This is a genomic window from Bradyrhizobium sp. LM2.9 (assembly GCF_054056555.1).
In genome coordinates, this window is the sequence record NZ_JBSRYJ010000002.1 from 6,672,337 (window position 1) to 6,684,687 (window position 12,351).

The following is a 12,351-nucleotide window of genomic DNA, read 5'->3' on the forward strand; positions in this document are numbered from 1 at the left end:
GAGCAGGTGCGCTCCCTCCCTCGAAGTCGGTCTAGTCCTTGCCCTCGCGCTTGCCTTCCTCCAGCGGCACCACGGTGCCCTTGCCGCTCGTGGCCGACAGGGCCTCAAGCGCCTCTTCGCAGAAATCGGCCACCATCTGCTCGTGCCGGGCACCGAGCTGAAGCAGGAGCAAATTACCGAGGTCGAGCACGCCCGACGCCGCGCCTTCCGGAAATCGCTTCTTGAGGATCCGCTCGTAATTCTCGTGCCGATCGCGATGGTGCTCCAGCCGGGCCATCAGATCGGCGCGCAGGGGCTCGATGTCGATGCTGTCGAGCGCATGCAGCCGCACCAGGAGGTCGTCCTTGATCGAGGGCGGCGTGCTTGGCCGCGCGGCCCAGTGCCGCAGCGCTGTTCGGCCCTCGGGAGTCAGCGTATAGATCAGTTTATTGGGTTTGCCTGTTTGCACGACCTCGCGGCCCTGGATGTAGCCGCGGTCGCGCAGCTTGGAGAGCTCGCGGTAGATTTGCTGGTGGTCGGCCTTCCAGAAGAAGCCGATCGAGGAGTCGAATGTCTTGGCAAGCTCGTAGCCCGTCATCGGACGTTCCGTCAGGCATGCGAGGATCGCGTCGCCCAGTGCCATGGCGCCAGCTCCCGTTCGAGGTCTCTCGACCAATTGACTTGACTTTATGCGTATTGGTGCATATGCGTCAATGTGCATATGGACCGGCTAAGGTCGGGGCAAAAGACCAAGTCCGAAAACCCAGCGGAATCAATCTCATAGCTACTGTGCATGGGGTTGTTTTCGAGTTTTTGCCAAGGCCTTTTTATCCACGGGAGGCATTCTGACAATGACCGGTCTCGACTCCTGGTACGCCTTCATGAAGTCCCACGACGGTAAAGCGCTCTGGGACCTCCTGCATCCCGACGCTGTCTTCGAAAGCCCCGTCGTGCATTCGCCGCAGCGCGGACGCGACATCACCTTCAAATATCTCGCGAGTGCCGAGAAGGTGCTTGGCGGTCCCGGCTTCACCTATGTCGGAGAGTGGACAAGTGAGAGCGGCGCCGTGCTCGAATTCAAGACCCTGATCGACGGCCTCGAGATCAACGGCGTCGACATCATCACCTTCGACGGCGAGGGACGCATCACCCATTTCAAGGTGATGGTGCGGCCGCTCAAGGCGATCAACATGCTGCATCGCCTGATGGCGGAGCAGCTTGCCGCCCAATCATAAAGAAGCCCACCACTTCAAATCTATGCCGGGAGAACGCCATGCCGATCTACAAAGCCCCCGTCGAAGACGTGAACTTCCTGCTCAACGACGTCTTCCAGATCGACCGCTATGACAATCTGGCCGGCTTCTCCGACGCGTCGAGCGACGTGCGCGAAGCCATTTTGGGCGAAGCCGCAAAGCTCGCCGAAGAGGTGCTCCAGCCGCTCAATCGTGTGGGCGATCTCGAAGGCTGCAAGCGCGCCGATGACGGCAGCGTCACCACGCCGAAGGGCTTCAAGGACGCGTTCAAGCAGGTCGCCGAGGGCGGCTGGCTCGGCTTGTCGGCCCCGACCGAGTTCGGCGGCCAGGGTCTGCCGGTGACGCTGAGCCAGGCGGTCAACGAATTCCAGATCTCCGCCAACATGGCCTTCTCGATGTATGGCGGCCTCACCATGGGCGCGACAGCGGCGCTGATCGTCCACGGCACGCCCGAGCAGAAGCAGACCTACGTGCCGAAGATGGTGGCGGGCGAGTGGACCGGCACCATGAACCTGACCGAGCCGCATTGCGGCACCGACCTCGGCATGCTCCGCACCAAGGCGGTGCGCCAGGCCGATGGCAGCTTCAAGATCACAGGCACCAAGATCTTCATTTCGGCCGGCGAGCATGACCTCGCCCCCAACATCATCCACCTCGTGCTCGCCCGCATCGAGGGCGCGCCCGCCGGCATCAAGGGCGTGTCGCTGTTCGTGGTGCCGAAATTCCTCGTCAATGCCGATGGTTCGGTGGGCACACGCAACGGCGTGGTCTGCGGCTCGATCGAGCACAAGATGGGTATCCACGGCAATTCCACCTGCGTGATGAACTACGACAACGCCATCGGCTGGCTGATCGGCGAAGAGAACAAGGGCATGCAGGGCATGTTCGTGATGATGAACGAGGCTCGCCTCGGCGTCGCCGTTCAGGGTCTCGCGCAGTCCGAGGTCGCCTATCAGAACGCGGTGGCCTATGCGCGGGATCGCATCCAGGGCCGCTCGCTCACCGGCGTCAAGGCGCCGGACAAGCCGGCCGACCCGATCATCGTGCATCCCGACGTGCGCCGCACGCTGCTGTCGATCCGCTCCTTCAACGAGGCCGCGCGCGCCTTCGTGATGTGGACCGCGCTGAAGAGCGACGTCGCCCACCGCTCCGAGGACCCTAAGGACCGCCAGGCCGCCGACGATCACATGGGCCTGATGACGCCGGTCCTGAAAGGCTTCCTGACCGATTACGGCTTCGCCAACGCGGTGCAGGCGCAGCAGATGTATGGCGGCCACGGTTACATCGCCGAGCAGGGCATGGAGCAGTTCGTGCGCGATGCCCGCATCGCCATGATCTATGAAGGCGCCAACGGCATCCAGGCGCTCGACCTCGTAGGCCGCAAGCTGCCGCGCGACGGCGGCCGCGCCATCATGGCGTTCTTCGGCGAGGTCATGGCCTTCGCCAAGGAGAACGGCGGCGACGAGGCGATGAAGCCCTTCATCACCCCGCTCTCCGCTTCGCTCGGCCATCTCCAGCAGGCCACCACCTGGCTGATGCAGAACGCGATGGCGAAGCCCGACAATGCCGGTGCCGCCGCGACCGATTACCTGAATCTCTTCGGCTTCGTCGCTCTCGGCTACATGTGGGCGAAGATGGCGAAGGTGTCGCAGGTGAAGATTGCCGAGAGCGGGGCAACCCCCTATCTCTCGACTAAGCTCGTCACCGGCCGCTTCTTCATGGAGCGGATGCTTCCGGAGACCGCCGCCAATCTTGCGCGCATCCAGGCCGGCTGCGCCACCATCATGGAACTGCCCGCGGAAGCGTTCTGAGGATTTCCGCCCCACGAATGATAGCGACCGCGCGGCGGTCGTAACCAATAACCGCAATCAGGAGGCTCCCATGGCAGATGCCTATATTTACGACCACGTCCGCACCCCGCGCGGCCGCGGCAAGGCGGACGGCGCGCTGCACGAAGTCACCGCGCTCGCGCTCGCGACCGTGCCGCTGAAGGCGCTGAAGGACCGCAATAACCTCCCGGAAGATTCCGTCGATGACGTCATTCTCGGCGTGGTCGATCCGGTCGGCGAAGCCGGCTCCGACATCGCGCGCTTTGCGGCGCTGAAGGCGGGCCTCGGCGAGGCCGTGCCCGGCGTGCAGATCAGCCGCTTCTGTGCCTCCGGCTTGGACGCCGTGAATTTTGCCGCAGCCCAGGTGATGAGCGGGCAGCATGAGCTGGTGATCGGCGGCGGTGCGGAATCGATGAGCCGCGTCGGCATCGGCGCCTCCGGCGGTGCCTGGCCGATGGATCCATCGATGGCGGTGCCCTCATACTTCATGCCGCAGGGCGTCTCGGCCGATTTGATCGCCACCAAATACGGTTTCTCGCGCGACGACGTCGACGCCTATGCGGTGCAGAGCCAGCAGCGTGCGGCGAAGTCCTGGGATGAAGGCCGCTTCGACAAGTCGATCGTCCCGGTGAAGGACATCAACGGCCTCACCATCCTCGCCAAGGACGAGCATATGCGTCCGTCGACGACGATGCAGTCGCTGGCACAGCTGCAGCCGGCGTTCACGATGATGGCGCAGATGGGCGGCTTCGACGGCGTCGCGGTGCAGTCGCATCCCGAGATCGAGCGCGTCAATTACGTGCACCACGCCGGCAATTCGTCGGGCATCGTCGATGGTGCCGGCGCGGTTCTGCTCGGCAGCAAGGAAGCCGGCAGCAAATACGGCCTGAAGCCGCGTGCGAAAATCCGCGCCTTCGCCAATGTCGGCTCCGAGCCGGCGATGATGCTGACCGGTCCGGTCGACGTCACCGAGAAGCTGTTCGCACGCTCCGGCATGAAGAAGTCGGATATCGACCTGTTCGAGCTCAACGAGGCCTTCGCCTCTGTGGTGCTGCGCTACATCCAGGCCTTCGACATCGACAACGCCAAGATCAACGTCAATGGCGGTGCGATCGCGCTCGGCCATCCGCTCGGTGCGACCGGTGCGATGATCCTCGGCACCGTGCTCGACGAGCTCGAGCGCACCAACAAGGCGACCGCGCTGGTGACGTTGTGCATCGGTGGCGGCATGGGCACCGCGACCATCATAGAGCGCGTCTAAGGGTAGGGAGCAACCAACATGGCTTACAAGAATTTCAAGGTTGAGACCGATTCCGACGGCATCGCGCTCGTCACCTGGGATATCCCCGGCCGTTCGATGAACGTGCTCGACGAGACCTCGACCAGCGAGCTGGACGCGATCGTCAAGGAAACCACGGCTGACGCCGCGGTGAAGGGCGTCGTCATCACCTCTGCGAAAGAGGCGTTCTGTGCCGGTGCGGACCTGTCCATGCTCGAAGGCATGAACCAGGCCTACGCAAAACTGTTCAAGGAGCAGGGCGAGACCGCCGCGAACCAGATGCTGTTCGACCAGAGCCGGCGCTTTTCGCTGGTGCTGCGCTCCATCGAGACCTCCGGCAAACCGTGGGCGGCGGCGATCAACGGCCTCGCGCTCGGCGGCGGCTTCGAGATCACGCTGTGCTGCCACTATCGCGTGGCCGCGGAGAATCCCAAGACGCGCCTCGGCCTGCCCGAGGTCAAGGTCGGCCTGTTCCCCGGCGCCGGCGGCACGCAGCGCGTGCCGCGCCTGGTGCCGCCGCAGGACGCGATGACGATCCTGCTCAAGGGCGATCCTGTCACGGTTGAGAAGGCCAAGGCCCTCAATCTGATCCATGCCATCGTTCCCGCCGCCGATCTCGTCAAGGCGGCAAAGGACTGGATCAAGGGCGGCGGCAAGGCTGTTGCGCCCTGGGACGAGAAGGGTTTCAAGCTCCCCGCCGGTCCCGTGTTCTCCAAGGCCGGCATGATGATGTTCCCGGCCGGCAACGCGATCTATCGCCGCGAGACCTACGACAATTATCCGGCCGCGCGCGCGATCATGAGCTGCGTCTATGAAGGCCTGCAGCTGCCGATCGACGCCGCGCTGCGGGTGGAGTCACGCTACTTCACCTCGGTGCTGCGCTCGAAGGAAGCGGCCGCGATGATCCGCAGCCTGTTCCTGTCGATGCAGGAATTGAACAAGGGCGCGCGCCGTCCGAAGGATGTGCCGCCGACCAAGGTGAAGAAGATCGCCGTGATCGGCGCCGGGTTCATGGGCGCGAGCGTCGGCTATGTCTCGGCCCGTGCCGGCCTCGATGTCGTTCTGATCGATCGCGACCAGGAGAGCGCCGACAAGGGCAAGGCGCATGCGCAAAAGGTGATCGAGGAGCAGATCAAGAAGGGACGCGCCAAGCCTTCTGATGCAGAAGCGCTGCTCGCCCGCATCACGCCGACGGCGGACTATGCCGCGTTGAAGGACGTCGACCTCGTCATCGAGGCCGTGTTCGAAGACCGCAAGGTCAAGGCTGATACCTTTGCCAAGGCGCAGGAGCATATGAAGCCGGACGTGATCTTCGCGTCCAATACTTCGACGCTTCCGATCACCTCGCTGGCCGAGAGCTTCAAGGACCAGGGCAGGTTCGTCGGCATCCACTTCTTCTCGCCGGTCGAGAAGATGATGCTGGTCGAGATCATCCAGGGCAAGAACACCGGCGATCTCGCGATCGCGACTGCGCTCGACTATGTCCGGCAGATCGGCAAGACGCCGATCGTCGTCAACGACAGCCGCGGCTTCTTCGCCAATCGCTGCGTCGGGCGCTACGTGGCCGAGGGCAACGAGATGTTCCTCGAGGGCGTGCCCCCCGCGATGATCGAGAACTGCGCCAAGATGGCCGGCATGCCGGTTGGCCCGCTCTCGCTCTCCGACGAAGTCGCGCTCGACCTCGGCCTCAAGATCATGAAGGCGACGGAAGCCGATCTCGGTCCCAACGCCATCAATCCCGATCAGAAGAAGCTGATGGTGGAGATCGTCGAGAAGCAGGGCCGTCTCGGCCGCAAGAACAGCAAGGGGTTTTACGACTACCCCGAGAAGGGCAAGGGCCAGAAGAGCCTGTGGCCGGGCTTGTCCGCGCTGCAACCGAAGCAGCTCGATCCCGATACGCTCGACATCGAGGAGTTGAAGCAGCGCTTCCTGGTGGTGCAGGCGGTGGAAGCCGCCCGCACGGTCGAGGATCACGTCATCACCGATCCACGCGAGGCCGATGTCGGCTCGATCCTCGGCTTCGGCTTCGCGCCGTTCACCGGTGGCACCCTGTCCTACATCGACTTCATGGGCCCAAAGACCTTCGTCGAGCTTTGCCACAAGCTGGAGGCGAAATACGGTTCGCGCTTCACCCCGCCGAAACTCCTTGAGGAGATGGCCGCGAAGGGAGAAACCTTTTACGGCCGCTTCGCCCCCAAGAAAACGGCGGCGTAATTCTCTGAACCCGTAGCCGGGATGAAAAATACGAAAGGCCGGATTCTCGATCCGGCCTTTCGCATTTGCGTCTCAGGCGGCCTGAATCAGCCCTTCCTTCTTCATCGCTTCCTGCACCTGCGGCCGCGCCGCGACGCGGGTCTTGTACGCGACCAGGTTCGGCATCGCCGAGAGGTCGAACTTCATCCGGTCGCCCCAGGTCAGCATCGTGAAGAGATAGCCGTCAGCCACCGTGAACTGCTTGCCCATGAGGTAATCGCGGCCGGCGAGCTGGCTGTCGATGTATTTCAGCTTGCCCATGACGCGATCCCTGAAGAACGCCTTGGCCTCGTCGTTCAGCGCCGGCGCGAACATCGGACCGAAGCTCTTGTGGACCTCCGAGGTGAGGAAGTTCAGCCATTCGAGCAGCTTGTAGCGCTCTGAGCTGCCGTGGGCCGGCGCCAGCGCCTTGGCTGAGGCCTGATCGGCGATGATCTGGACAATCACCGGGCCTTCGGTCACGATCTCTCCGCTATCGAGACCCAGCGCAGGGACCTGGCCCTTGGGGTTCAGCTTCAGATAATCCTCACCATTTTCGAGCTTCTTCGCCCGGATGTCGACCTTGACCAGCTCATAGGGCAGGCCGGCTTCCAGGAGCGCGATGTGGGGGGATAGCGAGCAGGCACCGGGCGAATAGTACAATTTCATTGGAATTTCCTCCTCTTGTTGCTTGGTTCAGGCGAAAGAACGACTACATGCATCTGCTTGAAATAGTCAAGATTGATGCAGGTGCATCGAGTAGGGTAAGAGACGGGCGACGAGCTTGAGCGGGACCATGAAACGCAAACCATCGACCGAGGCGACTTCCGCCTGGATCCGCCTGATGCGGGTGCAGAGCCGCGTGCTCGATTGCGTCGAGCAGGACCTGAAGAAGGCGGGGTTCCCGCCGCTGGCATGGTACGACGCCCTGCTCGAATTGTCGCGGGCGCCTTCGGGTGAGCTGCGCCCGGTCGAACTCGAACGGCAGATGCTGATCCCGCAATATTCGACATCGCGGCTGATTGACCGTCTGGTCGACGAAGGCCTCGCCTCGCGGCGTGAATGCAAGATCGACAAGCGCGGCCAGTTCGTGGAGATCAGCGAAGCCGGCCGCGAATTGCAGAAGCGGATGTGGGGCGCCTATTCGGCCGCAATCGAGAAATATGTCGGTTCGAAACTGTCCGACGCGGATGCCGTCAAGCTCAGCGGTCTGCTCGACCGCCTGGGCTGCTCGTGCGGCGAGATGAAACTGCCGCCGGTCGTCCACGCCAACGAAACCACGCCGTCGCGATGAGCGCGCGGCACACCAGCTCGTCCGTGCACCCGATGGGTGCGCGGACCGTCCCCGTCACCCGCGCGCCTTCTGTCGAAGCGCCCTTTTAATTAGAGTTTGATATGGCGCGAGACCAGATCGATATGACGCCGCTGCAATCACGTGACGAGCTCGTCACGTGGTTCGAGGAAGGCTGCAAGGACCCGTCCGAATTCCGCATGGGCACCGAGCACGAGAAGACGCCGTTTACGCTCGAAGGCCACTGCCCGGTGCCCTACGAAGGCGCGCGCGGTATCGGTGCGCTGCTCGAAGGCATGAAGCTCCTGCTCGGCTGGGAGCCGATCATGGAGAAGGGCAACATCATCGGCCTCTACGACGTCACCGGCGGCGGCGCGATCTCGCTCGAGCCCGGCGGACAATTCGAGCTCTCCGGTGCGCCGGTCGAGAACGTGCACCAGACCCAGAGCGAGCTGATGGCGCATCTGGCGCAGGTGCGCGAGATCGCAACGCCGCTCGGCATCGGCTTCCTCGGGCTCGGCATGACGCCGTCCTGGTCGCGCGCCGACATCCCGGTGATGCCCAAGGGCCGCTACAAGATCATGACCAATTACATGCCGAAGGTCGGCCAATACGGCCTCGACATGATGTACCGGACCTGCACGGTGCAGACCAATCTCGACTTTTCCTCCGAAGCCGACATGGTCAAGAAGCTGCGTGTTTCGCTCGCGCTACAGCCGGTCGCAACCGCCTTGTTCGCCAATTCGCCGTTTACCGAGGGCAAGCCGAACGGCTTCCTCTCCTTCCGGTCCGAGATCTGGCGCGACACCGACAATGCGCGTTCGGGCATGATGCCGTGGGCGTTCGAGGACGGCATGGGCTTCGAGCGCTATGTCGACTACGCGCTCGACGTACCCATGTACTTCGTCAAGCGCGACGAGGATTACATCGACGTCTCCGGCTCTTCGTTCCGCGCCTTCTTCGATGGCCGCAACAACAATTTGCCCGGGGAACGTCCGACCTTGTCGGACTGGGCCAACCATCTTTCGACGATCTTCCCGGAGGTGCGTCTCAAGCGCTATCTCGAGATGCGCGGCTCCGACGGTGGCCCATGGGGCCGTCTGCCGGCGTTATCGGCGTTCTGGGCGGGGCTGCTCTACGACGACGTGTCGCTCGATGCCGCCTGGGACCTTGTGAAGCACTGGACCGCGCATGAGCGTCAGGGGGCCTGCGCGACGACGTGCCGCGCTTCGGCTTCAAGTCGCGGATCAAGGACCGCTATCTGTTCGAGATCGCCAAGGAATGCCTCGTTCTGGCACATGCCGGCCTGCGCCGGCGCGGCCGGATCGATCAGCTCGGCCGCGACGAGACCCGGCATCTGGAGCCGCTCGATCGCATCATCGATTCCGGCCGCACGCCGGCCGAGGAGATGCTCGAGAAGTTCAACGGTCCCTGGAACGGCTCGGTGGAACCAGCCTACGCGGAATACGCGTTCTAGACCCGTGGGCACAGCAGGGCCAACGATCAGGACCCGAGCCGTTCATCGCCCATACAGGTTTGCGGCGATCAAATGACCGCCTGAAAAACCTGAGCGTCGTCAATAACCCGAAAGCTGTTTCGATGGGGAAGGGCCGCCTGGCCGTCATGGCGAGCGTCCTGGCAAGCGTCGTGGCATGTGCCGCGCTGCTTTCGCTCGTGTTTGCGAGCTGGCCTGTGCGCGCCCAGGACGGCGTTCGATCGGCCCGGCGGAGACTATTTCAGCACGCCGGTCACGTCAGGTGATCCCGAGGATTGCGCGCTGCTATGCGAGCGCGACCGCCGCTGCCGCTCCTGGAGCTTCAGCTATCCCGACGTCGAAGGCGGCTCGGCGGTGTGCTGGCTCAAGAACGCGGTGCCGGCGCGCGTGCCGGAAAGCTGCTGCATCTCCGGTGTGCGTGGCGCCGGCGTGATCGAGCCGCGCGTCGCAGGCGTGGAGACCTCGATCGACCGTCCCGGCGGCGATTTGCGCAATTTCGAGATCAAGGCCGGCGAAGGCGGAGAGGCCTGCAAGGCCGCCTGCACCGCCGACAACAAATGCCGCGCCTTCACCTATGCACGCCCCGGCTACACCGGACGCGAGGCGCGCTGCTTCCTGAAAAAGGAAATCAAGCCGCCGCGCCGGAAGGCGGGGTTTACGTCGGGCGTGGTGCGCTAGCGTGCAGCTCTCACCGCCGTTATTGCGGGCGTAGCTAAGCAATCTCTCCCGCGCGCGGGAGAGGGCGAGACATTCCGGCCTTCAATGCACGGCGGTGAAAAACCGCGCCATGCGAAATCCGGACAGCCAGGTCCACACCGGCTGACCGCGGATGCCGAGATCCCAGGATCCGAGCACGGCATCGGCACGGCCGACCAGATTGTCGATCGGCAACAGGCCGACGCCGCCGGAGCGCAAGGGCACGCGGCTGTCGGCGGAATTGTCGCGGTTGTCGCCGAGCACGAAGAGATGGCCTGCCGGCACCGTCACTTCCTGCGTGTTGTCGAGAGGTCCGTTGTCGCGCATCTTGAAGATCAGATGCGAGACGCCGTTCGGCAGCGTCTCGACATAGCGATAGGCGGGCTCGCTGCCGCCATTGTCGTCCTCGGCGGCGCCGACGCCGTCCGGCTTCAGCTCGGCGGGACGGTCATTGACGAAGAGCTGGCCCTGCCGCAACTGGATGCGGTCGCCGGGCAGACCCACGACGCGCTTGACCCAGGCCTGCGAGCGGTCGCCGGGCCAGCGGAACACGACGACGTCGCCCTGCTTCGGCGTTTCCGCGAAGACGCGGCCGCTCTCGGGCAGGTTGATCTGGATCGGCAGCGACGAGGTGCCGTAGCCGTAGGGGAATTTCGAGGCGATCAAGGCGTCGCCGATCAACAATGTCGGCTCCATCGAGCCCGACGGCACGTAGAACGGCTCGGCCAGCGCGCCCTTGGCGATGAACACCGCGGCGACGATGCCGGCGAGCTGCACGAGCTGGCCGGCCCAGCCGCTGCTCTTCCGCTTCGTGGTGACAGTTACCTTCTCGACACTCATCCGCCCGTTCCACCCACCGTAATGCGTTCCATCAGAAGCGACGGCTGGCCGACGCCGACCGGCACGCCCTGGCCGTTCTTGCCACAGGTGCCGATGCCGGTATCGAGCGCGAGATCGTTGCCGATCATGCGAATGCGATGCAGGTCGGTCGGCCCGTTGCCGATCAACATGGCGCCCTTCAACGGCGCACCGATCTTGCCGTTTTCGATCTTGTAGGCCTCGGTGCACTGAAACACGTATTTGCCCGAGGTGATGTCGACCTGACCGCCGCCGAAATTCGCGGCGAAGACGCCGTTCTTCACCGAGGCGAGAATCTCGGCCGGATCGCGGTCGCCCGCGAGCATGTAGGTGTTGGTCATGCGCGGCATCGGCACATGGGCATAGCCCTGGCGACGGCCGTTGCCGGTCGGCTTCATGTTCATCAGGCGCGCGTTCTGGCGGTCCTGCATGTAGCCGACCAGCACGCCGTCCTCGATCAGCACGGTGCGGTTGGTCGGCGTGCCCTCGTCGTCGATCGACAGCGAGCCGCGGCGCGAGGCAATGGTGCCGTCGTCGACCACGGTGACGCCCTTGGCCGCGACCTGCTGGCCCATCAGGCCTGCAAACGCAGACGTCTTCTTGCGGTTGAAGTCGCCCTCGAGGCCATGGCCGACTGCTTCATGCAGCATCACGGCCGGGCCAGCCGGCTCCGAGCACGACGTCCATCTCGCCGGCGGGGGCGGGAATCGATTCCAGATTGACGAGGGCCTCGCGCAGCGCGCCGTCGGCGGCGTCACGCCAGTTCTTGCTCTCGATGAATTCGGCGTAGCCGGCGCGGCCGCCATAACCCTTGCTGCCGCTCTCCTGGCGGTCGCCCTGGCCGGCGACGACGGAGACGTTGACGCGCACCAGCGGGCGGATGTCACGATAGCTTTCGCCGTCGGGCCGCAGGATCTCGACCACCTGCCAGGTCGCGCCCAGGCTGACGCTGACCTGCCGTACCCGCGGATCCTTGTCGCGCAGATAGGCGTCGATCTCGGCAAGCAGTTTTACCTTGGTCTCGAAGCCGGGGGCATCGAGCGGATTGTCGTCACTATAAAGCCGCACGTTGGTATGCGCTGGAGGCGCCGCGAAGCTCCCGGAATAACCGCCGCGCACGGCCGCGACCGCGTCCGCAGCGCGAATCAGCGCCGGCCAGCGAAACGTCGGAGGAATGCGCATAGCCGACCGCGTCGTCCTTGACGGCGCGCAGCCCAAAGCCCTGCGAAGTGTCGTAGGTCGCCTGCTTCAGCCGCCCGTTGTCGAACATCAGCGCTTCGGTCTGGCTATATTCCAGGAACAATTCGCCGTCGTCGGCACCGGCAAGCCCGCGCGCGAGCTCGTTGCGAACCTGGTCGCGGTCGAGATTGGCGCGGTCGAGCAGGGAGGTTGTGGCAGGATTTGTCATGCGTCCGTCCATTATCGGGGGATGTGAGGCA

The 12,351-nt window shown here is 64.1% G+C and carries 8 protein-coding genes and 3 pseudogenes; 7 read left to right on the plus strand and 4 right to left on the minus strand.

Annotated features, from left to right (window positions below; translation table 11 throughout):
• Window positions 1-31 precede the first annotated feature (31 nt).
• Window positions 32-622: a PadR family transcriptional regulator gene (locus tag ACVWW3_RS34140; RefSeq protein ID WP_247448393.1), complete on the minus strand. Its 591-nt coding sequence runs from the start codon at window positions 620-622 to the stop codon at window positions 32-34.
• A 208-nt stretch (window positions 623-830) separates the two neighbouring features.
• Here ACVWW3_RS34140 and ACVWW3_RS34145 point away from each other — a divergent pair, with 208 nt between their 5' ends.
• From ACVWW3_RS34145 to ACVWW3_RS34160, 4 genes are all read left to right on the plus strand, one after another.
• Window positions 831-1,214 (plus strand): nuclear transport factor 2 family protein, encoded by a 384-nt coding sequence (locus ACVWW3_RS34145; RefSeq protein WP_247448394.1) that lies wholly within the window; start codon window positions 831-833, stop codon window positions 1,212-1,214.
• A gap of 38 nt (window positions 1,215-1,252) precedes the next feature.
• The gene (locus ACVWW3_RS34150; RefSeq protein ID WP_354103184.1) at window positions 1,253-3,043 is read left to right on the plus strand and encodes an acyl-CoA dehydrogenase C-terminal domain-containing protein; all 1,791 of its coding nucleotides are present in this window, start codon (window positions 1,253-1,255) and stop codon (window positions 3,041-3,043) included.
• A gap of 70 nt (window positions 3,044-3,113) precedes the next feature.
• Complete coding sequence (locus ACVWW3_RS34155) at window positions 3,114-4,322, plus strand: acetyl-CoA C-acetyltransferase (protein ID WP_456651750.1); 1,209 nt, start codon at window positions 3,114-3,116, stop codon at window positions 4,320-4,322.
• Between the two features lie 18 nt (window positions 4,323-4,340).
• Window positions 4,341-6,554 (plus strand): FAD-dependent oxidoreductase, encoded by a 2,214-nt coding sequence (locus ACVWW3_RS34160; protein WP_456651749.1) that lies wholly within the window; start codon window positions 4,341-4,343, stop codon window positions 6,552-6,554.
• 72 nt (window positions 6,555-6,626) lie between these two features.
• Here ACVWW3_RS34160 and gstA read toward each other — a convergent pair whose 3' ends face one another.
• Window positions 6,627-7,241, minus strand: coding sequence for a glutathione transferase GstA (gene gstA, locus ACVWW3_RS34165; protein ID WP_247352326.1), 615 nt, complete (start codon window positions 7,239-7,241; stop codon window positions 6,627-6,629).
• Between the two features lie 127 nt (window positions 7,242-7,368).
• Here gstA and ACVWW3_RS34170 point away from each other — a divergent pair, with 127 nt between their 5' ends.
• From ACVWW3_RS34170 to ACVWW3_RS34180, 3 genes and pseudogenes are all read left to right on the plus strand, one after another.
• Window positions 7,369-7,866: a MarR family winged helix-turn-helix transcriptional regulator gene (locus ACVWW3_RS34170; RefSeq protein WP_247352328.1), complete on the plus strand. Its 498-nt coding sequence runs from the start codon at window positions 7,369-7,371 to the stop codon at window positions 7,864-7,866.
• A gap of 101 nt (window positions 7,867-7,967) precedes the next feature.
• A pseudogene (locus ACVWW3_RS34175) lies at window positions 7,968-9,340 on the plus strand (glutamate--cysteine ligase).
• A 122-nt stretch (window positions 9,341-9,462) separates the two neighbouring features.
• Window positions 9,463-10,036, plus strand: a pseudogene (locus ACVWW3_RS34180) (PAN domain-containing protein).
• 81 nt (window positions 10,037-10,117) lie between these two features.
• Here ACVWW3_RS34180 and lepB read toward each other — a convergent pair.
• Both lepB and tldD read right to left on the minus strand, forming a co-directional pair.
• Window positions 10,118-10,894 (minus strand): signal peptidase I, encoded by a 777-nt coding sequence (gene lepB, locus ACVWW3_RS34185; RefSeq protein WP_247352333.1) that lies wholly within the window; start codon window positions 10,892-10,894, stop codon window positions 10,118-10,120.
• Window positions 10,891-12,320 (minus strand): annotated as a pseudogene (gene tldD, locus ACVWW3_RS34190) (metalloprotease TldD). The gene lepB and the pseudogene tldD overlap by 4 nt, the downstream one beginning before the upstream one ends.
• Window positions 12,321-12,351 lie beyond the last annotated feature (31 nt).

Excerpts from the sequence above, each read along its gene's own strand:
- ACVWW3_RS34140 (WP_247448393.1), bottom strand. The coding sequence starts at position 622 with ATGGCACTGGGCGACGCGATCCTCGCATGCCTGACGGAACGTCCGATG.
- ACVWW3_RS34145 (WP_247448394.1), top strand. The coding sequence starts at position 831 with ATGACCGGTCTCGACTCCTGGTACGCCTTCATGAAGTCCCACGACGGT.
- ACVWW3_RS34150 (WP_354103184.1), top strand. The coding sequence starts at position 1,253 with ATGCCGATCTACAAAGCCCCCGTCGAAGACGTGAACTTCCTGCTCAAC.
- ACVWW3_RS34155 (WP_456651750.1), top strand. The coding sequence starts at position 3,114 with ATGGCAGATGCCTATATTTACGACCACGTCCGCACCCCGCGCGGCCGC.
- ACVWW3_RS34160 (WP_456651749.1), top strand. The coding sequence starts at position 4,341 with ATGGCTTACAAGAATTTCAAGGTTGAGACCGATTCCGACGGCATCGCG.
- gstA (WP_247352326.1), bottom strand. The coding sequence starts at position 7,241 with ATGAAATTGTACTATTCGCCCGGTGCCTGCTCGCTATCCCCCCACATC.
- ACVWW3_RS34170 (WP_247352328.1), top strand. The coding sequence starts at position 7,369 with ATGAAACGCAAACCATCGACCGAGGCGACTTCCGCCTGGATCCGCCTG.
- lepB (WP_247352333.1), bottom strand. The coding sequence starts at position 10,894 with ATGAGTGTCGAGAAGGTAACTGTCACCACGAAGCGGAAGAGCAGCGGC.